This is a genomic window from Bacteroides sp. BFG-606 (genome assembly GCF_024788145.1).
GTDB lineage: Bacteria > Bacteroidota > Bacteroidia > Bacteroidales > Bacteroidaceae > Bacteroides > Bacteroides vicugnae.
In genome coordinates, this window is the sequence record NZ_JANUIL010000001.1 from 3112250 (window position 1) to 3136849 (window position 24600).

Genomic DNA, 24600 nt, shown 5'->3' on the forward strand with positions numbered 1-24600 from the left:
TATGACTAAGTATATTTTTTGCATATTAGCATGCGCATTTCTGGTATTGGGATTTAGTAATGTTTCCGATAAAGATTTGCAGGGATTTCAGAAAGAAACTGAAATCCGGGTTAATGATATGCAATATAAAGTAGAGTCATGTTGTTGTGTCTCTTCTGCCGGCTTCGATAAGTCAAGTAAAAAAACGCATTCGCAGTTTGTTGATGAGACATCCAATTGTAAAGTCAGTGACTGCATTTTTGATAATATCTCTTTTCCAAGAAGCATTGTTCCTTTCAAGAACTTGAAGTTCAATACAAATACTGTGATTATACAGATATTGAGCTCTCTGAATGTTCAGCTTCCGGAGAACCGTTTGGGTCATACCGACCTTGATGTCAATTACACTAAATATTCGTGTAAGTATTACGTCTACACATTGGCGCATATTCTCATTTAGACAATATTCTTTTCTTTTGGTTGGGTGAGGTGTGTCTTATTCTGATACTTCTCTGCCACTCTTTCCTTTATTTTTATTATTATCTATTTTATTCATGTCAACATGGAAAACAAAGAATGTATTTCCTATGACTTGGAACAAAAGACGGGTATTGATGTGTCTTATTGCTACCAGTGTGGCAAATGTACGGCCGGATGTGTGTTATCAGAGGAGATGGATTATGCTCCCAGCTATATTCTCCGGTTGTTGCAGACAAAAAATGCTCAAAATGACCGTCGCGTGTTAAGTTCCAATGCCATTTGGATTTGCTTGAATTGCGAAAACTGTATTGCCCGGTGTCCCAAAGAAATAAACATTCCTGAAGTGATGGACTATCTGCGTGAGAAATCCCGTCAAGAAGGATGCATTAGTAAAGAGTCACGCCCTGTTGTAGCTTTCCATTCCGCTTTTCTCGAATCAGTGAAAAGAACAGGAAGACTCTACGAGGTTGGATTGGTGGCAGGTTTTAAAGCCCGTACCTTACGTTTGACACAGGATTTGAATGTGGCTCCTGTTATGTTCGTCAAAGGGAAGCTCAACCTTCTTCCGGAACGGGTAAAAGATGAGAATATGATCAAAAAGATATTTGCACAAACCATTGAAAAGACTCAAAAGTAACTATGAGAATCGGTTTCTATCCGGGATGTTCGCTAAATGGAACTTCTCGTGAATATAATGAATCAGTCAAAGCACTGGCACAGGCGATGGGACTCGAACTGATCGAGTTGAAAGACTGGAACTGTTGCGGTGCAACGGCTGCTCACTCCATGAGCAAACAATTGTCTCTTGCCTTACCTACCCGTGTGTTGGCTTTGGCAGAACAACAGGGATTTCAAGAAATCGTTGTCCCCTGCGCTTCCTGTTACAATCGGTTGAGTGTGGCTCAATACGAATTAATGCACAATGAAGCATTGAAGGATGAAATACTGACTACAGTTGGAATGCGCTACCTCGGTCATGTGAAAATATTGAATGTCATCCAGATGATAGAGAAATATATGCTGGATGCATTAAAAGAGAAGATAGTACGTCCTTTTGCTCATCAAGTGGCTTGTTACTATGGCTGCTTGCTGGTGCGTCCCCATAAAATATTAAACTTCGACCGTTTGGAAGATCCGCAAAGCATGGACAAAATCATGTCTCTGATTGGTGCCACTCCTATTGACTGGGCTTTCAAAACGGAGTGTTGCGGTGCGGGCTTGTCCGTTTCTCGCACAGACCTTGTAGGACGTCTCTCGGGAAATATTCTGAAAGATGCTGACGACCGGGGAGCGGAAGCCGTGATTGTGGCTTGTCCGATGTGTCATTCTAATTTGGATATGCGTCGCCCTGCTATCAACCACTATCTGGCAAAACCTGTTACGATACCGGTTCTTTATATCACACAGGCTATCGGACTGGCTGTCGGACTGACTCCCAAAGAATTGGGACTGGGACGTCATTTTGTAGCTGTAAATTTGAAGGAGGCGGAAGTATGTCTAAAATAGGAGTTTTTATCTGCCATTGCGGTGAAAATATCAGTGTAACTGTCGATTGCGAAAAAGTGGCCGAGGCGGCAAAAGAAATGGAAGGCGTTGCCTATGCCATCGATTATAAATATATGTGTTCCGATCCGGGACAGACATTGATTAAGAACGCCATTAAAGAATATGGATTGGATGGCGTTGTCGTTGCTGCCTGTTCTCCGCGAATGCATGAACCTACCTTTCGGAGGGCATGTGCGGAAGCCGGATTGAATCCTTATCTGTGCGAGATAGCTAATATTCGTGAGCATTGCTCTTGGGTACATGAGAAAGGGGAGGCAACTACCCGTAAGGCTGTCGATATTGTCAAAAGTCTGGTTGAAAAAGTAAAGCGGAATCATCCTTTGGTCCCCATTCAGGTTCCTATCACCAAAAAAGCACTGGTGATTGGAGGAGGAATTGCCGGAATTCAGGCAAGTCTGGACATCGCCAATTGCGGACATCAGGTCATTCTGGTAGAGAAAGAACCGTCTATCGGCGGACATATGTCACAGCTTTCGGAAACTTTTCCTACATTAGACTGTTCGCAGTGTATTCTTACTCCCCGAATGGTGGAAGTAGCGCAGCATCCGAATATCACTCTTTATACGTATGCCGAACTGGAGCATGTGGAAGGCTTTATCGGTAATTTTAAAGCCAGTATACGCCTGAAAGCGAAGAGCATTGATGAGAAATTATGTACCGGTTGCGGACTTTGTACGACTAAATGTCCCAACAAGAAGATACCGAGCGAATTTAATGCCGGTTTGGGAATGCGTACAGCTATTTATGTTCCTTTTCCGCAAGCAGTGCCCAATAAACCGGTGATTGATAAAGAACATTGTACCCATTATCGCAATGGTAAATGCGGAGTTTGTGAAAAGCTATGTCCTACGGGGGCTATCCGTTTCGGACAGGAGGATCGTATTATCACTGAAGAAGTCGGAGCAATTGTAGTGACTACGGGATTCAATGTATTAAATACCGACTTCTTCCCCGAATATGGATATGGAAAATACAAAGATGTCATTACCGGATTGCAGTTTGAGCGTCTGGCATCGGCTTCCGGTCCTACATTCGGAGAGATTCGCCGTCCGTCTGACGGACAGATTCCTCAAAAGATTGTATTTGTAGCCTGTGCCGGTTCCCGTGATCCGGCCAAAGGAATTCCTTATTGCTCTAAGATATGCTGTATGTACACTGCCAAACATGCGATGCTTTATCAGCACAAGGTACATGGTGGCGAATCGTACGTGTTCTACATGGATATTCGTGCCGGAGGAAAGAATTATGAAGAATTTGTGCGCCGTGCCATTGAAGAGGATGGAGTGAATTACGTCCGTGGTCGCGTCGCCCGCATATATGAGAAGAACGGTAAATTGATTGTTAAAGGAGTAGACACCCTGTTGGGAGCATCACCTGTCGAGATAGAAGCTGACATGGTAGTGCTTGCCACAGCGGGAGTCGCCAACAAGGGAGCGGAAGAACTGGCGCAGAAGATGCACATTTCTTATGACCCTTATCAGTTCTTTGCCGAATCTCATCCCAAACTGAAACCGGTGGAAACGAATACAGCCGGAATCTATCTGGCAGGAGCTTGTCAGGCGCCGAAAGATATTCCCGAAACAGTGGGAATGGCTTCGGGAGCCGCTGTGAAAGTAGCAGGATTGTTTTCACAGGCAAATCTGGTTCGCGAGCCGTTGATAGCCGTTGTCAATCGTACTGCCCCTCCGTTATTCAGTACTTGCGTAGGATGTTTCATGTGTCAGACAGCTTGTCCTTATCAGGCTATCGAACGTGAAGAAATAAAAGACAGGAATGGAAATGTAATAAAGACAGTTGCCAAAGTAAATCCCGGACTTTGTCAGGGTTGTGGTACCTGTGTTGCTTTCTGCCGTTCCAAATCTATTGATATACAGGGATATTCCAATGAACAGGTCTATGCCGAAGTGATGGCATTGCTGAACCATTAAAAAGAGAGTAAGCTATGAACGAAAATAAGATCGAGAAAAATCAAGAATTTGAACCGCGCATTGTAGCTTTTGTCTGTAATTGGTGCACGTATGCCGGGGCAGACCTGACAGGTACGAGCAGGTTGAAATATGCGACTAATGTAGAAATTGTCCGCTTCCCCTGTACAGGAAGAATTGACTTTATGTTACTGTTGAAAGCCTTTGCCGGAGGTGCTGATGGAATTATCGTTTCAGGTTGTCATCCGAATGACTGTCATTATACATCCGGAAACTTCCATGCACGTCGTCGTTGGATTGTATTCCGTGGATTGCTCGACTTCTTGGGTATTGATGTACGTCGTATCCGTTATTCATGGGTGTCGGCGGCGGAGGGAGCCAAGTGGGCTGATCTGGTGAATGAAACAGTTGCCGGAATCCGTGAACTGGGACCTTATCTGGAGTATCAGAAAGCTTCGGACTATTTGGAAAAGGAGGCTATCTATGAGTAAACTGACAGAAAAAGCAGTTGCTTTGTTACAAGAAGGAGAAGTGAATCTTGTGATAGGCTATGAAGAAGGAAATCACGGAACACGTCCTCTCTTTTGCCGGCAGGCAGAAAATGCCGACAGACTGATACTGGACGACCGTTGCACGAATAATATCGCAGTCTATCTGACAAAACGGGAATTAACAGGAACAGGCAAAGTGGCTATAACAGCTACGGTTCCGGCATTACGGACGATTGTTCAATTGGCATTCGAAAACCAGTTGAAAGAAGATAATCTTCTGGTACTGACCGTTGACGGACATGGAGAACTTATCCAGTTTAAAGGATTCGATGAAATAAAAACATATCTGGCAGATTTTCCCTTGACTATTAGTGAGGAGAATCTTCAACTGATTGATCGTCTGAAAAAGATGAGTCGTGAAGAGCGGTGGAAATACTGGATGGGGGAAATGTCGAAATGCATCAAATGTTATGCTTGCCGGGCTGCCTGTCCGTTGTGTTATTGCAGCCGGTGTATTGTGGAGGTCAATTGTCCGCAGTGGGTACAACCCTGGTCTGCTCCGCTGACAAATATGGAGTGGCAGATTAACCGCGTGATGCACATGGCAGGACGCTGTATCGGTTGTGGCGCTTGTAAGCAAGCTTGTCCGGTGGGGATTCCTCTTCATTTGATGACACAAAGTATGATGGAAGACATTCAGGACGAGTTCGGGGTTGCTCCCGGTGCTATCAATCCTGCGGGAAATGTACTTTCTACCTTCAAGGCAGAAGATAAAGAGAACTTTATACATTAAAAGAAAGTAATGGAAAATCTACATATCAGTAAAAGCAGTCTGCAAGAATGGTTTCACCAGATGGTGAAAAAGGAAATGCATATTTTTGCTCCTGTGCGTTCAGGAGATAAAGTAGACTTCAAAAGAGTGACTTCTTACGATGAGGTAGCGACGGACTATGTGCAGACTACCCAGTCGGCTAAACGATTTGCGTTCCCGAAAACAGAAGTGCTGTTCTCTTATCAGAAAGACGGGAAAGAAGCTACTTTGCAGGAAGCGGATATTAATGCAATTCCCGAAATGATTCTCTGGAAAATCCGTCCTTGTGATGCGGCAGGGTTTGCACCCCTTTCCGGTATTTTTAATTGGGATTATAAAGATAAACTATATAATGCCCGGCGGGAGAAAATGACATTAATCAGCTTCAGTTGTGCACAATGCGATGAATCATGTTTCTGTACTTCCGTTCACGGGGGGCCCGGTAATACTGCCGGCAGTGATATTCAGATTACGGAGTTGCCGGATCAGAGTGCATTGGTGGAAGTCTTGACAGCAAAAGGTAAAGCATTGGTTAAATTCTTTGTGAAAGAATATACACCTGCCGAAGAAATAGATAAGGAACAATATCTGGCATCCGTTCCCATTCGTTTCAATGTTGATAATGTACGGGAGAAGTTGGCGGGAGCATTCGACAGTCCTGTTTGGAAACAACAGTCCGAACGCTGTTTGGGATGTGGCGCATGCGCTTATGTTTGTCCAACCTGTGCCTGTTTTGATATTCAGGAAGATGCCAAAGGTTCGTCCGGTCATCGTGTCCGTTGTTGGGATTCTTGCGGCTTTTCGCTGTTTACCCTCCATACGTCAGGACATAATCCGCGTCCGACACAAAGCGCCCGTTGGCGTCAGCGCATTTTGCATAAGTTCTCCTATATGCCTGAACGGATACAGGAAACCGGTTGTACCGGATGCGGACGTTGTTCACGTGCCTGCCCGGTAGATATGAATATACTTGAACACTTAATATCGATATCAAGCCATGAATGAGCAGTCGAATATATATCTTCCGCACCTGATGGTGATTGAGAAGATAACCCATGAAGCTCCGGGAGTGAAGACTTTCCGGTTAAGATTTAAAGACGAGAAGGAAGGAGAAGCCTTTCACTTCAAAGCCGGACAGTTCGGTGAATACTCTGCGTTTGGTGAAGGAGAGTCAACTTTCTGTATTGCTTCGTCGCCTACTCGTAAAGGATATATCGAGTGTACATTCCGTCAGGCAGGACGGGTGACTACCGGACTTGCCAAACTGGAAGAAGGAGCTACCGTCGGTTTTCGCGGACCTTTCGGAAACACATTTCCGTTGGACGAGTGGAAAGGAAAGAATCTGTTGTTCGTTGCAGGTGGTATAGCACTTCCGCCGATGCGTTGCGTCATCTGGAATGCATTGGACAGGCGGGAAGATTTTAAAGATATAACGATTGTTTACGGAGCCAAGTCTGTTAACGACCTGGTATATAAAGAAGAGCTGAAAGAATGGGAAAACCGTCCGGATGTCAATCTGATAACTACGGTTGATCCCGGGGGGGAGACTCCCGACTGGACAGGAAAAGTCGGTTTTGTACCTTCGGTGCTTGAGGCTACTGCACCCGCCAGTGCAGATACTGTGGCAATAGTTTGCGGACCTCCGGTGATGATAAAGTTCACTTTTCCTGTATTGGAGAAGTTAGGCTTTGCCGATGAGAATATTTATACCACCCTGGAGAACCGGATGAAATGTGGTGTTGGAAAATGTGGACGGTGTAATGTCGGGAAGTTGTATGTCTGTAAAGACGGTCCCGTATTTACCAAAGCCCAGTTGAATGATATACCTCCTGAATACTAATGATAAGGTGTTTAAGGATTAAAATATTGTGTTTTCCGTTGTGAAACGGGAGTTACGTCGTATAAAAGCAAGGATATATACCGAAGTGATTTCAGGCAAATAATATCCGCCGATTGTTTTTATATGGTGATGAGGAATGCCCAGTGGGATTAACTTTCATGTGTGTCTAAATTTTATAATGGTTTCACCATTGGGCGCCTCTTCTTTATTTTGAATATGATTGTACAACCTAATTTTTATATTACTATGATTCATTTATTACTATCTACTCTTGCGATGATGGGGCTTACTTTCCTCATCGGTTTTTTTGTCGCTGCGGTCATCAAGTTGATTGCCTATGCGGCTGATTCATTTGATTTTTATAGTTCCCACCGTTTGGAGCTACTCCGGCTACGACGCTGGCGGCAGCATCGGCAGAAGGTGGAAAGATTAGTCCGGCAAATACCTATTGTAGATGAAGATGCTTTAGGAGATTCTCGTGAAGACTATAGTAGGGGGATTGACAGGAACTTTACTGGTTATCCCGGCTATTATCATGGAGTGAGTCCGGGAGCTTCGGAAAATAATCTGGTTAATTATTATTATTCGCAGGATACCCGTGAATTTTTTCTTCGGGAAGAAGAGCAGGTACATGCCAATAAGAAGAACTCAAAGAAACTGACTAACAACAAACAATGAAAGAAAACTAATTTATGGAAAATATAGATTTTGCTACCTTATTTCAAGGTATTGGTACAATGATGGCAAGCGGATGGGTGCTTGCTTCTGCAAGAGTTTTTCTGGTACTTCTCGGTCTGTTACTGATCTATTTGGGCTGGAAAGGTATCCTCGAACCTATGGTGATGATTCCGATGGGACTCGGAATGGTGGCTATCAACTGCGGAACACTGATGATGCCCGACGGCACACTAGGTAACCTCTTTCTCGATCCGATGCTTTCAGATACGGATCAATTAATGAATACCATGCAGATAGATTTCCTGCAACCTGTTTACACCCTGACGTTTAGTAATGGGCTCATAGCCTGCTTTGTCTTTATGGGTATCGGGGCGCTTCTGGATGTCGGATTCTTGCTTCAGAAACCATTTGCAAGTATATTCCTTGCTCTGTGTGCAGAACTGGGTACTTTCCTGACGGTTCCTATTGCTTCCGCTCTCGGCCTGACTCTCAAAGAAAGTGCATCAGTGGCGATGGTAGGTGGAGCAGACGGACCGATGGTCTTGTTTACTTCACTGGCATTGGCAAAGCATTTGTTTGTGCCTATTACGGTGGTTGCCTATCTTTATTTAGGATTGACATATGGAGGCTATCCTTACCTTGTGAAGCTGTTGGTTCCCAAACGTTTCCGTGCTATTAAGATGGTGACAAAGAAAGCTCCGAAGAATTACGATGCTAAAGTAAAACTGGCTTTCTCTGCTGTTCTTTGTGCTATTCTCTGTTTCTTATTCCCGGTAGCTTCTCCTTTGTTTTTCTCTTTGTTCCTGGGGGTTGCTGTTCGTGAGTCGGGTATGAAACACATCTATGATTTTGTGAGCGGTCCGTTGCTTTATGGATCGACTTTTATGTTGGGCGTGTTGCTGGGTGTACTTTGTGATGCACATCTGCTGCTCGATCCGAAGATATTGAAACTATTAGTATTAGGCATTGTAGCATTATTACTTTCCGGTATCGGAGGAATAATCGGAGGATATATCATGTATATTATTAAACGGGGTAATTACAATCCGGTCATCGGTATTGCAGCAGTTAGCTGTGTGCCGACTACCGCAAAGGTTGCACAAAAGATTGTAAGCAAAGATAATCCGGACTCATTCGTCTTGGGAGATGCCTTGGGAGCTAATATCTCGGGAGTAATTACTTCGGCTATTATTACAGGTATTTATATTACGGTGATTCCTTATTTATAAATAAAGGTATAGCAGTTTTTCTTGATACCGCTGGTGGTAATGCAAAACAGAAATGGTGAACAAAAGGTTTAAAGCTGTATGTTCACCATTTCTTAGTATATAGTAGAGAGGCGATAATTTACATTCCTTTATATAAAGCCTCCACTGTCTCTTTGACTCTTCGCACGGAAGTCACATTTCGTTCGTACTCGTTGATATGTACTGTTCCTCCCATTGATACAACTTCATTTCTGAATTTCATTTCACTTTGAATACTTTCACGTGCCGAGAAATGAAACTCATTGATTCCGGTTCCTGCCGCAATCCGCGCAATATTATTTTCATTTACTCCACAGCCGGCAAGTAACGTAATTCTTCCCGCAGCCAGTCCTTGCAATTCTTTTAAAAGACCGATACCTTGTTCAGCCGTAGGTTGCTGACCGGAAGTCAGAATACGGTTGCATCCCAGCTCGATGATCTCCTCCAATGCTTTTTGAGGATTACGACATACGTCGAATGCCCGGTGGAAGGTGACTGACAGCCCTTTAGAGGCTTCCATTAGAATCTGCATTGATGTTAAGTCTACTTCGCCGTCTGCTGTCAGGCAACCGAATACAACTCCGTCCGCTCCCAATTTTCGTGCGATTTCGATGTCTTTCAGCATTGTTCTGATTTCCATCTCCGAATAAAGAAAATCTCCTCCACGTGGCCGGATAATAACATGCAGGCGGGTATGAGCCAATACTTCTCTTGCAATGGCTATTTCACCATAGGAAGGGGTTGTCCCGCCTTCCGGTATTCCGGCACATAATTCCACGCGGTTGGCACCACCTTCCTGTGCAGCCAGACAGCTTTCCACTGAATTGGTACAAATCTCAATTTGATACTCTTCCATAGTCGTGTACTAAAAAAGGGCGAATTTCTTCGCCCTTATATGAATCTTCTTTTGAATAGTTGCTTTATTTAGCGAAACTAACCGCACGTGTTTCACGAATGACGGTAATTTTCACTTGTCCCGGATAAGTCATTTCATCCTGGATCTTCTTAGCGATTTCGCCTGACAGGCTTTCTGTCTGCTTGTCGTCAATCTTATCCGCACCAACGATCACGCGGAGTTCGCGTCCTGCCTGGATAGCATAAGTCTTTGTTACACCCGGATAAGCCATTGCCAATTGTTCGAGATCGTTCAGACGCTTGATGTAAGCCTCTACGATTTCGCGACGTGCACCCGGACGTGCACCGGAGATGGCGTCACATACCTGTACGATAGGAGCCAGTAAGCTGGTCATTTCCGTCTCGTCGTGGTGAGCACCGATAGCGTTGCAGATATCCGGTTTTTCTTTGTATTTCTCGGCAAGTTTCATACCCAGCAATGCGTGCGGCAATTCCGGTTCTTCATCAGGCACTTTACCGATATCATGCAGCAAACCTGCACGTTTCGCTTTCTTCGGGTTCAATCCCAGTTCAGATGCCATCACTGCACAAAGATTGGCTGTTTCACGTGCATGCTGCAACAAGTTCTGACCATAAGAAGAACGATATTTCATCTTACCGATGATACGGATCAATTCAGGATGCAGACCATGGATACCCAAGTCGATGGTTGTGCGTTTACCGGTTTCGATAATTTCTTCTTCCACCTGTTTGCGAACTTTAGCTACCACTTCCTCGATACGGGCCGGATGGATACGTCCGTCGGTCACAAGCTGATGCAGTGCCAAGCGGGCAATTTCACGGCGAACCGGGTCGAAAGCAGAAAGAACGATTGCTTCCGGAGTGTCGTCAACAACGATTTCAACGCCGGTAGCAGCTTCCAAAGCACGGATATTACGTCCTTCACGTCCGATAATACGTCCTTTGATTTCATCTGATTCAATATGGAATACCGTAACAGAGTTTTCGATGGCAGTTTCCGTAGCTACCCGTTGGATAGACTGGATAACGATCCGTTTCGCTTCTTTGCTGGCAGTTAACTTGGCATCATCCATAATGTCGTTGATGAATGATTGTGCCTGCGTTTTAGCTTCTTCTTTCAGTGATTCTACCAAACGTTCTTTAGCTTCCTCGGCAGACAATCCGGAGATTGCTTCCAGTTTCTCGATTTCCTGTTGTTGCAGTCTGTCGAGTTCATCTTTTTTCTTATCGACAATGACAAGTTGCGCTTCCAGATTCTCTTTTACAGCTTCGGCTTCCATCTTTTTACGTTGGATTTCTTCCTGACGCTGGCTAAGAACCATTTCGCGTTGTTTCAGTTTGTTTTCCGCTTGCTGAATCTTCTGATTCCGCAATGCTACCTCCTTTTCAAGATCTGCTTTTTTATTCAGGAATTTCTCCTTTACTTCAAGCAGCTTGTTTTTCTTAATTACTTCCGCTTCCGTCTCCGCTTCTTTCAGGACATTATCGTATTTGGATTTCAGTACATACCGGAATAGTATATATGAAAGGATTCCTCCTACGATGAAGCAGGCAATTGCTGTTGCTATTATTGCTATCATTCTACATTTAATTTAAGTATATAAATAAAAACGCACCGCCAAATATCAAAGCATATACTTTTGCTTGGATATTGTGCAGTGCGTGGTTGTTTTATCTCTTATCAGTGAATAGCCGGTCAGGATTCATTCCTCCTTAAAATAATCCTCCAGCAATTCTGTCAGTTCTTTTACCTTCTCCACATAGGGGCTGGTATCATTACGTTGCATCAATTGCAGTCTCTCTAACGAGAACTGATAGGCTACCATGGCAATAATTTTCTCCGGTTCCAGGTTCTTATAAACCTCCCGATACTTATTAAGCCTGATATTTACCTGCTTGGCGGCTTCCCGTACCATTTCTTCTTCCTCACGGTTGATGGTTAGCGGATAGTTTGAATCTGCTATCTGCAGGTTTATCTTTATTTTATCGTTCATACATCTTCTTCTTATTCATTCAACAAAGCGATGCATTTATCGACTTCACGCACTAATTTTGACAATCGCAGCTTCGTCTCTTTTACGTCGCTGCCGTTAAGGCTGATTGCCGTAGCTGTTTTTAGGTTTGTATAGCTGACTTCCAATTCATCGTATTGAGCTTGTACCTTCTCGTTTTTCAGCTTTTCATTATCGAGAAGCTTCTTCAACTCGGCATTTTCACGCTTTAGTTCATCGTGTAAATAAATCAAATGCCGGAGTTGCGTTTCAAAGGAATTCAATAACTTTTTTTCTTCTTCTGTCATCACTACACCAAAATTGTACACAAAAATACGATTAACTCTGATATTACAAAAACTTTTTATGAGAAAATGTTCTTTTTAGCCTAAATTAGCCATGAACGGAGGGGAAAGTAGAGTATTGCATAGGAAGTAAGTGCCGACTGCTTTTATAATATAAGGTATATATAAGTATGTGTTCATAATTAGTCTATATAATAATTTAGGCACGGATTACACGGATTAACGCGGTTGCTTCGCGGCAATGACAACACTAAAGACCGTGTAATCCGTGCCTGAAAAAATAGAGATTGATTGGTAATCTCTCTATTTACAGCTCAAACCGGCTCTTTTCCCAGCATTTTGAACAATTTTTGTCCTTTATTGATTTGTCATTTTCCTTCTTTGCTGATAAATACCAGTATGTTTGCGTACCGAACTGACGGGCTCAAATTATAAACATAAACATTTGTATTATCTAACCATGAAAAAGTATTATTTACTATCTCTTGTGGCAGCTTCTTTGATGGGAGCAACTTGTATTCAATGTACTTCTCCGAAACAAAAAAGTGGTGAGAATGCTCTTCCGCAGAAGAGTGAATTGTTTGCAAAATTACCGGATTGTTGTCCGACTCCGGATGGAATGGCTATCGCTCCTAATGGAGATTTGATTCTGGCCTGTCCGAATTTTGCAGATATCACGCAGCCTGCTTGTCTGATGCGCATCACTAAAAATGGCGAGATTGCGAAATGGATGGATGTTCCGGTGTTGGAAGAAACCGGCTGGGCTTCTCCGATGGGGATTGCCTTTAATGAAGAGGGTGATCTGTTTATTTGCGACAATCAGGGTTGGAGCGGAACAGAGAAAGCACAGAATAAAGGACGTGTTCTTCGTCTGAAGTTTGAAAACGACCAATTAAAGGAAACAATCACTGTGGCATCCGGTATGGAGCATCCTAACGGACTGCGTATCCGTAACGGGAAATTGTACGTCACCCAGAGTTCATTATCACAGATAAAAGATCCTTCGGGATTGTTGGTCAGCGGGGTATATTGCTTTGATATGAATGACCGTGATGTGGCAGTGACTAATACATTAGAAGATAAAAACCTTATTACCACCGTTATCACAAAGAACCCGGAAGTGCAATATGGACTGGATGGAATTGTTTTCAACGAAGCGGGCGACCTCTTTGTAGGGAACTTCGGTGATGGAGCTGTTCATCGCATAAAGATGGATGTGGAAGGGAATGTACTTAGTAATGATGTATGGGCGCAAGATACCACCCAGTTACGTACCACGGACGGAATGTGTATAGACGATAAAGGTAAAATCTGGGTAGCGGATTTCTCGGCAAATGCAGTTGCATGTATTGATAAAGACGGAAAAATTCAGCGTATTGCTCAAAGTCCTGACTGTGACGGAAGCGACGGAGGTTTGGATCAGCCGGGCGAACCTATCGTATGGAACGGACAGGTGATTGTATCCTGCTTCGACTTGGTGACCGGACCGGATAAGGTAAACACGAAACACGACAAGCCTTTCACACTGGCTAAGTTGTCTTTGGAATAAATAAACAACCCCGAACTACTATTATAAACCTAAAAAACACATTATCAATTATATGAAACAATATCTATCGACCTTTGCCGGCTCTGCTATCTGTGGCGGATTTGCATTTGGCATTTGGCCGGAACTTTGGAAGACATACGGTCTGATGGGAGGCTGGTTGGCAGCCACACTGATTATCGGCATTATGTGGTATATGAACCATTATCATGGAGCTATTCTGAATCCTCCGGGAAAAATATGGCTGGATCAGGGCTGGTGTATCGGTTCTGCCGGGATTGCCTGGGGAATTGTCCGCTTTCAAGGCGACATCACCAATTTCTTTTATGCAGTGCCTACCTTAATCTGTTGTCTGATAGGAGGTGCCTTGGCAGGAATATTAGTATGGAAAATCCGTTCGTGCGATTGTGCCCGGAAGATAAACTAAGGAGGAAAGAACAATGAGCGAATGGTTACAGACTTATAATGAATTCTTCGGCATGTATCATGCCGGAATCATCACATCTATTTTCGGAGCTTTTGCCGTCACCTTTACCGTGTTGATGAGTTGGCCTAAATTAGTAAAGGACTTTGGTCCGATAGGTGGATTTATGGCGGCCGCCCTTATTATCGGTACTTTTTGGATAGTCAATCACAAACTGCCCGGATTTGGTTTTTCCACCGGACTCTTAAATGATGCTGAAGGTCTGCCGATGCAATTCAGTTTGATTCATCAGGGAAATCGCGGCAGTGCTCCCTGGGTAGATATGGGATGGGCGATTGCGATGGGCTTCATTCTGGCCGATGTACTTTGCGCACCGAAAGGCACGCGTGGGGGACTAATGAAAGAAGCATTTCCCCGTTGGCTGGTGATTATCCTGGGCGGTATCGTCGGTGGTATTTTCGTCGGACTTACCGGATACACGAATGCGGCACTCTGAATTAATTAACTGAAAAGAAGAAAGAACATATATGTATATATTAGCACATGACTTGGGTACCAGCGGTAATAAAGCAACCTTATTCGACGAATCGGGATTGTTGATTGCTTCACGTACAGCCGCATACCCTACAGATTACGCTTCCGGCAACCGGGCGGAACAGAATCCGCTCCATTGGTGGAAAGCGATTGTAGATACCACGCAGGCACTTCTCCAACTGGTATCTCCCAATGATATTGCCGGTGTGGCACTTAGCGGACAAATGATGGGTTGTCTTTGTGTGGATAAAAACGGTCACCCGCTTCGTCCTCACATGCTTTATTGCGACCAGCGTTCGCAGGAAGAAGAGACTATTCTTTCCGAAAAGATAGACCCGCTTCATTTCTATGAAATCACGGGACACCGGATCAGCGCTTCCTATTCTATTGAGAAACTGATGTGGGTAAAGAAGCACGAACCGGAAATCTTTGCACAGACAGCCAAGATATTGAATGCCAAGGATTATATCAACTTCCGCCTCTGCGGCACTCTAGCCACAGATCCCTCGGATGCTTCGGGTACCAATGCATACGACCTGAACCGTTGGCAATGGAGTGAAGAAATCATAGAAGCTGCCGGACTCGATCTTTCCTTATTCCCGGAAGTCCGTTCGTCTATTGACGTGATCGGTGAAGTGACCAACGAAGCTGCCCGTGAAACAGGACTGCTTGCCGGAACACCCGTAATCTGTGGTGGAGGCGATGGTAGTTGTGCCGGAGTAGGCGTCGGCTGTGTGGCTCCGGGTAGCGCATACAACTATCTGGGGTCTTCCTCTTGGGTAGCTCTGACAGTAGAAAAGCCGATTGTAGACGAACAACGCCGCACCATGAATTGGGCGCACGTAGTGCCGGGCATGCTGCATCCGTCGGGAACGATGCAGGCGGCAGGCTCTTCCTACAACTGGATGATTAACCAACTCTGCCAGCACGAGCAGGCATTGGCTGCTCAACTCGGACGTAGCGTGTTCGAACTGATTGACGAACAGATCCTTTCCTCTCCGATAGGAGCCAATAAACTCCTATTCCTACCTTATATGCTTGGTGAACGTACCCCCCGCTGGAATGTAGATGCCAAAGGAGCATTTATCGGTCTGACGCTGGGACATACACATGGTGATATGCTACGTGCCGTGATGGAGGGAATTACTCTCAATCTGGGATTTATCGTCAATATCTTCCGCAAACACGTTCCCATCGACCAGGTGACGGTGATTGGAGGATGTGCGCAAAACCCTGTATGGCGTCAGATGATGGCAGACATTTATCAGGCGGAAATCCGTGTACCTAATTATCTGGAAGAGGCTACTTCGATGGGAGCAGCTATTCTGGCAGGTATCGGTGCGGGAGTCTTTAAAGACTTCTCTGTGATAGACCGCTTTGTCCGTATTGAACAGACCGTGCAGCCGATTCAGGAAAACGTGAAGAAGTATGAGACTTGGATGCCTGTTTTTGATAAAGCTTATCACGCCTTGTGCGATATGTATACTGAAATTGCAAAAACTGAATTATAATCTGTATAAAACCTAATAATCGAATGAAAACAGTAATAGTGCCGGCTCCTGGCAAAATAGAAATACGACAGGTGGAAACTCCTGTTATCAATGCTTATCAGGCATTGGTGAAAACGGAAATGGTCGCTTTGTGTAATGCGACTGACAGTAAACTGATAGCCGGAAAATTCCCCGGAGTGGATACTTATCCATTGGCTTTGGGGCATGAAAATGCCGGAATTGTAGTGGCTGTCGGTGAAAAAGTACGTAACTTTAAGGTAGGCGACCGTGCTATTGGCGGTCTTATTTCCGATTTTGGCGCGCAAGGTGTCAATAGCGGCTGGGGTGGTTTCAGCGAATATGTGGTAGTGAACGACTTTGAGGTACTGAAAGAAGAGGGACTGGCTACCCCCGAACAGGGATGCTGGGACAGTTTTGAGATTCAGAACACAGTTCCTTCTCATGTGCAACCGGAAGAAGCGGTCATCTCTTGTACCTGGCGCGAAGTGTTGGGAGCTTTCAAGGATTTCAATCTGACTCCGGGGAAAAAGGTGATTGTAGTAGGCTCCGGTCCTGTAGGATTGAGCTTTGTGAAGTTGGGTAAATTGTTCGGTCTGGGACAGATTGACATTGTCGATATGCTTCCCGCTAAACTGGAAGTAGCCCGCCGGATGGGAGCAGACAACGGATATACACCCGCCGAAATCAGTACTCCGGAATTTATTGCCGCGGCTAATCGCTCTTATGATGCTGTCATTGATGCGGTAGGACTGGATGTAGTCGTAAATTCCGTATTACCATTGGTGAAGATGGGTGGAGATGTGTGTGTCTATGGCGTTATGACTAAGAATCCAACCTTCGACTTGTCGAAAGCTCCTTATAACTTCGACCTGCACATGCATCAATGGCCTACCCGTTCCGAAGAAAAGGCGGCAATGGCCACATTGGCACAATGGATTGAAGAGGGCAGACTTTCTGCATCCGACTTTATCACGCATCGCTTTGCGATAGAAGAAATAGAAGAAGCCTTTGCTGCCGTGAAGCGGGGTGAAGTATTGAAATGCGTATTGACTTTTTAAGAAACTGTATATTTATAATAACTTATTAAACGACTCAAAATAATGGAAAAGAAGAATATAAACGAAGTGATTGCAGAATTATCAGTAGAGCAGTTGGCAGGTATGATCGACCATACATTCCTGAAACCTTTCGGTGATGCATCACCTATTGAGAAACTTTGTGCGGAAGCCCGTCAGTATCAGTTTGCAATGGTAGCCATCAATCCTGCGGAAGTAGAAATTTGTGTGAAGTTGCTTGAAGGATCAGGAGTGCGTGTAGGAGCCGCTATCGGTTTTCCGTTGGGACAGAACACTGTAGAGTGCAAAGCATTTGAAACCCGTGATGCCATTGCCAAAGGTGCTACTGAAATAGATACAGTCATCAATGTTCGTGCTTTACAGAAAGGACAGATTGAAATTGTAAAGAAAGAGATTGAAGACATGGTTTCTATCTGCAAACCTGCCGGTGTGATCTGTAAAGTCATTCTTGAAACTTGTTATCTGACGGATGAAGAGAAAGAAACCGTATGTCGTATAGCTAAAGAAGCCGGAGTGGATTTTGTGAAAACCTCTACCGGATTCGGTACGGCAGGAGCAACGGTGCAGGATGTAGCATTGATGCGTCGTGTGGTAGGACCTACTATCGGAGTGAAAGCAGCAGGTGGTATTCGCGATCTGGATTCTGCGTTGGCATTGATTCAGGCGGGCGCTACCCGTATCGGTACATCAAGCGGTATTCAGATTATAGAATCCTATAAGGAACTGAAGAAAGGTTTGTAATCGTTCTCTTTTCAGGAAGGTAAATTTAAGGTAAATAAGAAGATAAAATGATAAGATCGAAATTAATGAAGCTGTTGAAGTGTGGGATGGCATGTTGTGTGTTCCTCTCCATCGTAGCATGGCAGACGAAAGACACTTCCCTTCAGCCTACCGATGCGAAAGGTTTTATCGTCGAGATTCAGAAGAAATACGCGGAAATTCAGGCGATAAAACAGAAAGGTAATCAGGAAGAAACAGACAACAAGATAAAAGCCGTGCACCGGAGATTGACGCGTGCCTATCCGGTCTATTACGATTGGTGGCTACAGGATGGAACAACGGGTGATGTAGACTGGTTTAACAAGAGTTTTAATCAGGAACTTTCCGTGCGTTTACAGAAGCTGAACATCAAAGCTGCCGTGACTAATGCTCCGGAAAGCATCGAATCAGCTTTCCTGTCTTATCTGAAAGCGTGTGAACAAAGACGTATCAAGCGTTTGGAAGCCTTCACTGCAGATAAACCGGAGATTGTTTTTACAAAGTACAGAACGTTGCGTCCCTCTTTCTTTGCTTATACCGAAGGAGTGTCGGATGCCCGTGCTGAATGCAACTACATTGCGGGCGGTGCGTTGGCGAAATTGAAGATGAATGGAATTTGGGCGGAAGTAGAAACCATGCTGACAGATGAAGAAGGAGTAGTGCGTGATCCGAATCTTCATTTTGATGGTCAGCATCTGCTTTTCTCCTGGAAGAAATCCCGCAAGGAAGATGACTTCCATCTGTATGAAATGGATTTAAAGACACGGGAAATCAAGCAGCTGACTTTCGGAAAAGGACATGCCGACATTGAAGGCATTTACTTGCCGGATGACAATATCCTGTTCAACTCTACCCGTTGCGGAAGTACGGTAGACTGCTGGTTTACAGAAGTCAGCAATATGTATCTCTGCGACAGGGAGGGGCGTTATATGCGTCAGGTCGGTTTCGACCAGGTGCATACGGTAACACCGACTTTGTTGGATGATGGTCGGGTGGTCTATACTCGCTGGGATTACAATGACCGCGGCCAGATATGGGCGCAGCCTTTGTTCCAAATGAATCCCGATGGAACAGGACAGGCTGAATATTACGGAATGAATAGCTGGTTTCCGACAACGGTAGCACAGATTCGTCAGATTCCCGGTACTCGTAAGTTGATGGGAGTTTTTATGGGTCACCATACTCCTCAACATGGCAAACTGGGTATCATAGATCCTGAAGCCGGACGTGATGAGAATGAAGGTGTTATGTTCGTAGCTCCGGTTCACAAACCGGAACCGGAACGTATTGACGGTTATGGAAAGTTTACCGATCAGTTCCAGCATCCTTTTCCATTGAGCGAGACGGAATTTTTAATATCGTATACTCCGTTGGGTTATTACGTCGGACATCCGATGGAATTTGGTGTTTATTGGATGAATGCGGACGGAGAACGTGAATTACTCGTATCCGACGCACGCATATCCTGCAACCAGCCTGTGTTGGTCGCTCCCCGTAAACGTCCGTTCCGCCGTTCATCTTCGGTAGATTATACAAAGAATGAAGGCGTATATTATATGCAGAATATCTACGAGGGTAATGGATTGAAAGGTGTGAAACCGGGAACTATCAAACAGTTGCGTGTGGTGGAAATCCAGTTCCGTGCAGCAGGTGTAGGTGAAGTGAACGGTAATGATAAAGGTGGAGGAGCTATCATGAGTTCTCCGGTAGGAGTGGGCAATGCCGCCTGGGATGTGAAGAGAGTGTTGGGAGTGACGGAAGTATATCCTGACGGTTCCGCATTCTTTAAAGTTCCTGCACGCCGGCCGCTTTATTTCCAGGCATTGGACGAAAACGGGCGTGTAGTGCAAACAATGCGTAGTTGGTCTACTTTGCAGCCGAACGAAGTGCAGAGTTGTGTAGGATGCCACGAACATAAGAACACGGTTCCCGTAGCAGGGCATCCGGTATCTATGGCAATGGACAAAGGTGTCAAAGTATTGGCTCCGGAAGATGAGATGGGCGAACGCAATTTCAGTTACCTGAAAGAAATTCAACCTATCTGGGACAGACATTGTATCTCTTGTCACGATGGAGTGAAGCAACCGATGAGCCTGAAAGGTGAATTGAAGGTAATGGATAAACAAAGTAAAAGAAAATATACCGATTCTTATTTGAGCCTGACGCATGCCACTAAGAAAAAAGACGAAGGAGCATGGCGAGGCAACGCACACCATCCGGAAGTAAACTGGATCAGCGCTTTGTCCGAACCTACGTTGCTGCCGCCTTATTTTGCAGGTTCCAACAAGAGCAATCTGATTAAACGTCTGGAAAGCGGACATGGAGGAACCAAACTGACTCCTCAGGAAATACGAAAAGTAGCTCTCTGGATTGACTTGCTTGTGCCCTTTATCGGAGACTACCGTGAAGCGAACAACTGGTCGCAAAAAGATCTCGACTTCTATAACTATTACGATAAGAAGCGGGAAGCAGCCCGTGCGGAAGATCAGGAGAATATTCGTCAATACATTCAATCCCTTCAAACTAAACAAGAGAAAAAATGAAAAAGAAGATATTGATACCTGTTGGTATGGCTGCCATATTTCTTTGTGCGGCTTGGCAAGAAGCGGAAACGACGGTTTCACCGGACCGTTTGTTTCTGGCAGACAATGGGAAATCCTTGTTTGTAACAAACAGGGCAGGCTGTGAACTCATCAAGATGTCGTCCGACGGACAGAAAATGGAAAAGAAAGTCTCTTTCTCGTCTCCTGTCAATGCCATGACGCAGGATGCGAATGGTAAACTCTGGGTAGTATGTGACGGAAACTACGGCACCATGTACGAACTGGATGGAAAGAAACTCTCCGTACAATCCAAAACAAAAAGCGGAGCTACTCCTTCGGACATTCTATATAATCCGTTGTCTAAATCTCTTTGGGTGACGCAGCGGTTCAACAACGAACTTTGGGAGATTGATCCGGCCACCCGTAAGGTGAAAACTAAAATAGCTGTCGGCCGCGAACCGGTGTCGATGGCTGCTTTTGCAGGTGATTCCTGTCTGCTGATAGCCAATAATCTGCCGGAAATGCCTTCTACGGCTTATCCGATTGCAGTACAGCTCGATATGGTAGATGTGCTTTCGAAAAAGGTTTCGGGACGTGTTATGTTGCCGAACGGTTCTACGGATGTGAAGTCGGTAGCGGTGGATAAGAATCATACTTTTGCGTATGTCACTCATTTAATCTCCCGCTATCAGTTGCCTACCAATCAGCTGGATAGAGGATGGATGGCTACAAATACATTATCCATCATTGATTTGAAAGCTAGAAAGTGGCTCACTTCCGTCATCTTGGACACTCCACAGAAAGGAGCAGCCAATCCGTGGTCGGTAATTGTTACCCCGGATGATAAGCAGATCATAGTAGCTGCTGCCGGTAGTCAGGAATTGGTGCGTATCGATCGCATAGCTTTGCATGAGCGTCTTGGCAAAGCGAAACAAGGAGAAATGGTTACTCCTTCCATGAAAGCGTGGGGCAATATACCTAATGATGCGGGATTCTTGTATGGCATCCGTGACTTCATTCCTACACAGGGAAAAGGGCCGCGTTCGGTCGTAGCTACGGGAGGTAAAATTTATACTGCCAACTATTATACGTCGGAATTGGTGTCTATGGATTTGAACGGTAAGAATGTGCAGAAGCAGATTCTGGGTGCTCCATTGGCTTTCACTAAAGTTGGTAAGGGAGATATGTACTTCCATGATGCAACCATTTGTTTCCAGAACTGGCAAAGTTGTGCAACCTGTCATCCGAATGATGCACGCATGGACGGGCTTAACTGGGACTTGCTGAATGATGGCATGGGTAATCCGAAGAATACGAAAACACTCTTGCTTTCCCATCAGACTCCGCCTTGTATGGCGACCGGTATCCGTAAAAATGCCGAAGTAGCCGTTCGTTCGGGAGTGAAATATATCCTGTTTATGGAGGGAAATGATGAGATCTACGAATCTATCGACGAATATCTGAAATCTCTGAAGCCTCTGCCAAGCCCTTATCTTGAGAATGGTAAACTTTCTGCGAAAGCGAAAAGAGGGAAGAAGATATTTGAAGAAAACTGTGCGAGTTGCCACTCCGGAGAATACTATACGGATCTGAAGCAGTATAAAGTGGATTGGACTACCGGATCTGATAAAGGACTGGCTATGGACGTTCCTGCTCTGAACGAATGTTGGCGTACGGCTCCTTATCTGTATGACGGTCGTAGCTATTCGATGAAAGATATGTTAAAGGTACACGGACCTCATAAGCCTGTTTCTGATAAAGAACTGGAAGAGTTGGAGGAATACGTACTGTCTTTGTAGTGAACTTCATTGATGATTTTAGGCACGGATTACACGGATTTCACGGTTTAAAAGCTGTACTATCATTGGATTCAGAAAATAAAATCCGCGTAATCCGTGTAATCCGTGCCTGAAAAATCTTTTATATAAAACTATTTTTGAATTTATATTTATGACAAGAATATATGTTGTGATTCTGACATTTCTGTTCTCTGCATCCCTGTTGGCACAGACCCGGACGTTTGCAGGAACAGATTATTCACAGGGAATCGTCTTTGTGATGGAAAACAATCAGATTGTATGGCAGCACAAAGCTCCCGATTCTAATGATTTATGGGTATTGCCTAATGGCAATATCCTTTTCACCATTGGGCATGGGGTACTCGAAATGACCCGTCAGAATGATACAATCTTCCATTACGAGTCTAAAAGTCCGGTCTTTGCCTGTCAGCGGTTGAAGAATGGCAATACGTTTGTGGGCGAATGTACCACGGGACGTATGCTAGAAATCTCTCCTAAAGGTAAGATTGTGAAAGAAGTCTGCATCCTGCCGGAGGGAGTGAAAGAGAAAGGTTTTGCATTTATGCGTAATGCGCGTCGCTTGGATAACGGGCATTTTCTGGTAGCACATTACGGACCGCAATGTGTGACGGAATATGACACGAACGGCAAAGAGGTGTGGAAACTGGATGTTCCCGGCGGACCACACTCTCTGACTCGTCTGCCCAACGGGCATACATTGATTGCCGTAGCAGATAAAGACCAGAATCCGAGAATTATCGAAGTAACGGCAGACGGAAAGACTGTTTGGGAATTATCGAATGCGGATATCCCTGGAAAACCGTTGAAGTTTCTGGGCGGTTTCCAGTATTTCTCCGACGGACGCATCCTGATAACGAACTGGACGGGACATGTGAATCCAAAAGAAAAGGTACACATGTTGTTGGTAGACCGTCAAAAGAAAGTGCTTTATTCTTTGGAGAATACTCCGGGATTGAAGACGATGTCATCTGTCTATAGCATGGACGTTCCGGCAGGTGTTACTTCCTATCATTAAAAAGTATAGTTCATCAGAAAAAACATTGAAATTTGCAGTATGAAGTATCATCGAATCACATGTAATTTGTATAAAACGACAGGAAACAGTTGGGAACAGATGGCGGAGGAATTACTTTCATCCGCTGTCCGCGAAGAGAGGGTGCTCCGTCTTGTACTCTTTACACGCTGTACGGATAATCAGGAATACAAGTTTCAGCGTTCCTTTCTGGAACAATGGGTGGAGCGGCATTTCGTTTCTCCCCGTCCGGTGGTTTCGCTGGTGGCTCAAAAGCCTTTGGTAGCAGACTTGGTATTGGAGGTACATTCGTTGGTGGAGATTACGGATGAGGCAGTCACCATAGAGGAACAAATTAGTTCTTTCTCTGTCCGCTACCTGCGGATCATGACTCCTCACTATCGGGAAATAATAGTGGGGGGACTTTACGCGGATGATTTGAATCTGCCTGTTCGCGAACAATCGGAACAGGCTTTCAGGAAGGCAGAAGAGATCTTAAAGGCGGAACAGATGAATTTCGGCGACATTGTCCGTCAGTGGAATTATCTGGAAAATATCACGGATATTGCACATGGCAATCAGTGTTATCAGGATTTCAATGATGTGCGTACTCTGTTCTATGCTTCTTCGGAATGGGAATTGGGTTATCCGGCAGCAACGGGGATTGGCACACAGCATGGCGGCGTTCTGATTGATTTCAATGCTGTCAGTGGAGAAGTGAATATTGCTCCTTTAGATAACGACTGGCAACGGGCTGCTCATGTCTATTCGGATGAGGTGTTGATTAGCCATCGGGCGGATGGGAAGAAGGGAACTCCTAAATTTGAAAGAGGAAAGTCGCTGTCCGACCGTCGGCAGGAGGTGATTTATATTTCCGGCACGGCTGCTATCCGTGGCGAGGAAAGTGTAACGACCGGAGATGTTCTCTCTCAAACGGAAATCACTCTTGAAAATATCCAGCATTTGATCGGCTTGGAAGAGGGTAGGGAGAAACTACCGGAACATTCCGGTAAGTTGGGACTTCTTCGTGTATATCTCAAGAATGAAGAGGATGCGCCAGCTGTGAAAGCAGACTTGGATAAACTCTGCCCGGATATTCCTATCGTATATCTTTATGCGGATGTATGCAGAGAGGAATTGCTGGTAGAAATTGAAGGAATTGCTTATTTATAACTGCCTCATTTAT

The 24600-nt window shown here is 44.8% G+C and carries 24 protein-coding genes; 20 read left to right on the forward strand and 4 right to left on the reverse strand.

The annotated features are described in order from the left end of the window. Position 1: 1 nt before the first annotated feature. From NXV01_RS11255 to NXV01_RS11300, 10 genes are all read left to right on the forward strand, one after another. Positions 2-439 carry a hypothetical protein gene (locus NXV01_RS11255; RefSeq protein WP_148364417.1) on the forward strand — a complete coding sequence of 146 codons (438 nt, stop codon included), beginning with the start codon at positions 2-4 and terminating at the stop codon, positions 437-439. A 102-nt stretch (positions 440-541) separates the two neighbouring features. After that, complete coding sequence (locus NXV01_RS11260) at positions 542-1096, forward strand: 4Fe-4S dicluster domain-containing protein (protein WP_148364418.1); 555 nt, start codon at positions 542-544, stop codon at positions 1094-1096. Between the two features lie 2 nt (positions 1097-1098). Then, a complete protein-coding gene (locus NXV01_RS11265; RefSeq protein ID WP_148364419.1) occupies positions 1099-1965 on the forward strand; it encodes a CoB--CoM heterodisulfide reductase iron-sulfur subunit B family protein in 867 nt (288 codons plus the stop codon). Then, positions 1953-3953: a CoB--CoM heterodisulfide reductase iron-sulfur subunit A family protein gene (locus NXV01_RS11270; protein WP_259022469.1), complete on the forward strand. Its 2001-nt coding sequence runs from the start codon at positions 1953-1955 to the stop codon at positions 3951-3953. Before NXV01_RS11265 ends, NXV01_RS11270 begins: the two co-directional genes overlap by 13 nt. A gap of 14 nt (positions 3954-3967) precedes the next feature. Continuing rightward, entirely contained in the window at positions 3968-4441 is a 474-nt protein-coding gene (locus NXV01_RS11275) for a hydrogenase iron-sulfur subunit (protein WP_259022470.1), read from the forward strand. Continuing rightward, the gene (locus NXV01_RS11280) at positions 4434-5234 is read left to right on the forward strand and encodes a 4Fe-4S binding protein (protein WP_074557846.1); all 801 of its coding nucleotides are present in this window, start codon (positions 4434-4436) and stop codon (positions 5232-5234) included. Before NXV01_RS11275 ends, NXV01_RS11280 begins: the two co-directional genes overlap by 8 nt. Before the next feature lie 9 nt (positions 5235-5243). Continuing rightward, the gene (locus NXV01_RS11285) at positions 5244-6257 is read left to right on the forward strand and encodes a 4Fe-4S dicluster domain-containing protein (protein WP_195650468.1); all 1014 of its coding nucleotides are present in this window, start codon (positions 5244-5246) and stop codon (positions 6255-6257) included. Continuing rightward, the gene (locus tag NXV01_RS11290) at positions 6250-7092 is read left to right on the forward strand and encodes an FAD/NAD(P)-binding protein (RefSeq protein ID WP_259022471.1); all 843 of its coding nucleotides are present in this window, start codon (positions 6250-6252) and stop codon (positions 7090-7092) included. Before NXV01_RS11285 ends, NXV01_RS11290 begins: the two co-directional genes overlap by 8 nt. 246 nt (positions 7093-7338) lie before the next feature. Then, positions 7339-7770 carry a hypothetical protein gene (locus NXV01_RS11295; protein ID WP_074557926.1) on the forward strand — a complete coding sequence of 144 codons (432 nt, stop codon included), beginning with the start codon at positions 7339-7341 and terminating at the stop codon, positions 7768-7770. 14 nt (positions 7771-7784) lie between these two features. After that, positions 7785-8999 carry a sodium ion-translocating decarboxylase subunit beta gene (locus NXV01_RS11300; RefSeq protein WP_258979727.1) on the forward strand — a complete coding sequence of 405 codons (1215 nt, stop codon included), beginning with the start codon at positions 7785-7787 and terminating at the stop codon, positions 8997-8999. A gap of 118 nt (positions 9000-9117) precedes the next feature. On the opposite strand, the gene NXV01_RS11305 is transcribed toward NXV01_RS11300, so the two are convergent. The 4 genes from NXV01_RS11305 to NXV01_RS11320 all read right to left on the reverse strand — a co-directional run bounded on the left by NXV01_RS11305 (position 9118) and on the right by NXV01_RS11320 (position 12192). Continuing rightward, positions 9118-9873 carry a copper homeostasis protein CutC gene (locus NXV01_RS11305; RefSeq protein WP_258979728.1) on the reverse strand — a complete coding sequence of 252 codons (756 nt, stop codon included), beginning with the start codon at positions 9871-9873 and terminating at the stop codon, positions 9118-9120. A 64-nt stretch (positions 9874-9937) separates the two neighbouring features. Continuing rightward, the gene (rny, locus tag NXV01_RS11310) at positions 9938-11473 is read right to left on the reverse strand and encodes a ribonuclease Y (protein WP_074557854.1); all 1536 of its coding nucleotides are present in this window, start codon (positions 11471-11473) and stop codon (positions 9938-9940) included. 123 nt (positions 11474-11596) lie between these two features. Continuing rightward, on the reverse strand, positions 11597-11887 hold the full coding sequence (locus NXV01_RS11315) for a cell division protein ZapA (protein ID WP_074557855.1): 291 nt from the start codon (positions 11885-11887) through the stop codon (positions 11597-11599). A gap of 11 nt (positions 11888-11898) precedes the next feature. Next, entirely contained in the window at positions 11899-12192 is a 294-nt protein-coding gene (locus tag NXV01_RS11320; protein ID WP_004301932.1) for a hypothetical protein, read from the reverse strand. Positions 12193-12649: 457 nt separating this feature from the next. Between NXV01_RS11320 and NXV01_RS11325 the strand changes: the two genes are divergently transcribed. The 10 genes from NXV01_RS11325 to NXV01_RS11370 all read left to right on the forward strand — a co-directional run bounded on the left by NXV01_RS11325 (position 12650) and on the right by NXV01_RS11370 (position 24587). Continuing rightward, positions 12650-13738: an SMP-30/gluconolactonase/LRE family protein gene (locus tag NXV01_RS11325; RefSeq protein ID WP_259022472.1), complete on the forward strand. Its 1089-nt coding sequence runs from the start codon at positions 12650-12652 to the stop codon at positions 13736-13738. 52 nt (positions 13739-13790) lie between these two features. Beyond that, positions 13791-14162 (forward strand): Lin0368 family putative glycerol transporter subunit, encoded by a 372-nt coding sequence (locus tag NXV01_RS11330; RefSeq protein WP_004325051.1) that lies wholly within the window; start codon positions 13791-13793, stop codon positions 14160-14162. A 13-nt stretch (positions 14163-14175) separates the two neighbouring features. Next, positions 14176-14655, forward strand: a complete 480-nt coding sequence (locus NXV01_RS11335) for a Lin0368 family putative glycerol transporter subunit (protein ID WP_148364425.1) — start codon at positions 14176-14178, stop codon at positions 14653-14655. Between the two features lie 31 nt (positions 14656-14686). Beyond that, on the forward strand, positions 14687-16204 hold the full coding sequence (gene xylB, locus NXV01_RS11340; protein ID WP_259022473.1) for a xylulokinase: 1518 nt from the start codon (positions 14687-14689) through the stop codon (positions 16202-16204). Positions 16205-16227: 23 nt separating this feature from the next. Continuing rightward, positions 16228-17262, forward strand: a complete 1035-nt coding sequence (locus NXV01_RS11345) for a zinc-binding dehydrogenase (RefSeq protein ID WP_259022474.1) — start codon at positions 16228-16230, stop codon at positions 17260-17262. Positions 17263-17304: 42 nt separating this feature from the next. Beyond that, complete coding sequence (deoC, locus tag NXV01_RS11350; RefSeq protein WP_148364428.1) at positions 17305-18021, forward strand: deoxyribose-phosphate aldolase; 717 nt, start codon at positions 17305-17307, stop codon at positions 18019-18021. 47 nt (positions 18022-18068) lie between these two features. Continuing rightward, positions 18069-20582 carry a hypothetical protein gene (locus tag NXV01_RS11355; protein WP_259022475.1) on the forward strand — a complete coding sequence of 838 codons (2514 nt, stop codon included), beginning with the start codon at positions 18069-18071 and terminating at the stop codon, positions 20580-20582. After that, positions 20579-22381, forward strand: coding sequence for a c-type cytochrome (locus NXV01_RS11360; protein ID WP_259022476.1), 1803 nt, complete (start codon positions 20579-20581; stop codon positions 22379-22381). The genes NXV01_RS11355 and NXV01_RS11360 overlap by 4 nt, the downstream gene beginning before the upstream one ends. Positions 22382-22532: 151 nt before the next feature. Beyond that, positions 22533-23417 carry an aryl-sulfate sulfotransferase gene (locus tag NXV01_RS11365; RefSeq protein WP_259022477.1) on the forward strand — a complete coding sequence of 295 codons (885 nt, stop codon included), beginning with the start codon at positions 22533-22535 and terminating at the stop codon, positions 23415-23417. Between the two features lie 39 nt (positions 23418-23456). Further along, complete coding sequence (locus NXV01_RS11370) at positions 23457-24587, forward strand: PTS cellobiose transporter subunit IIC (protein WP_259022478.1); 1131 nt, start codon at positions 23457-23459, stop codon at positions 24585-24587. The last annotated feature ends 13 nt before the right edge of the window (positions 24588-24600 follow it).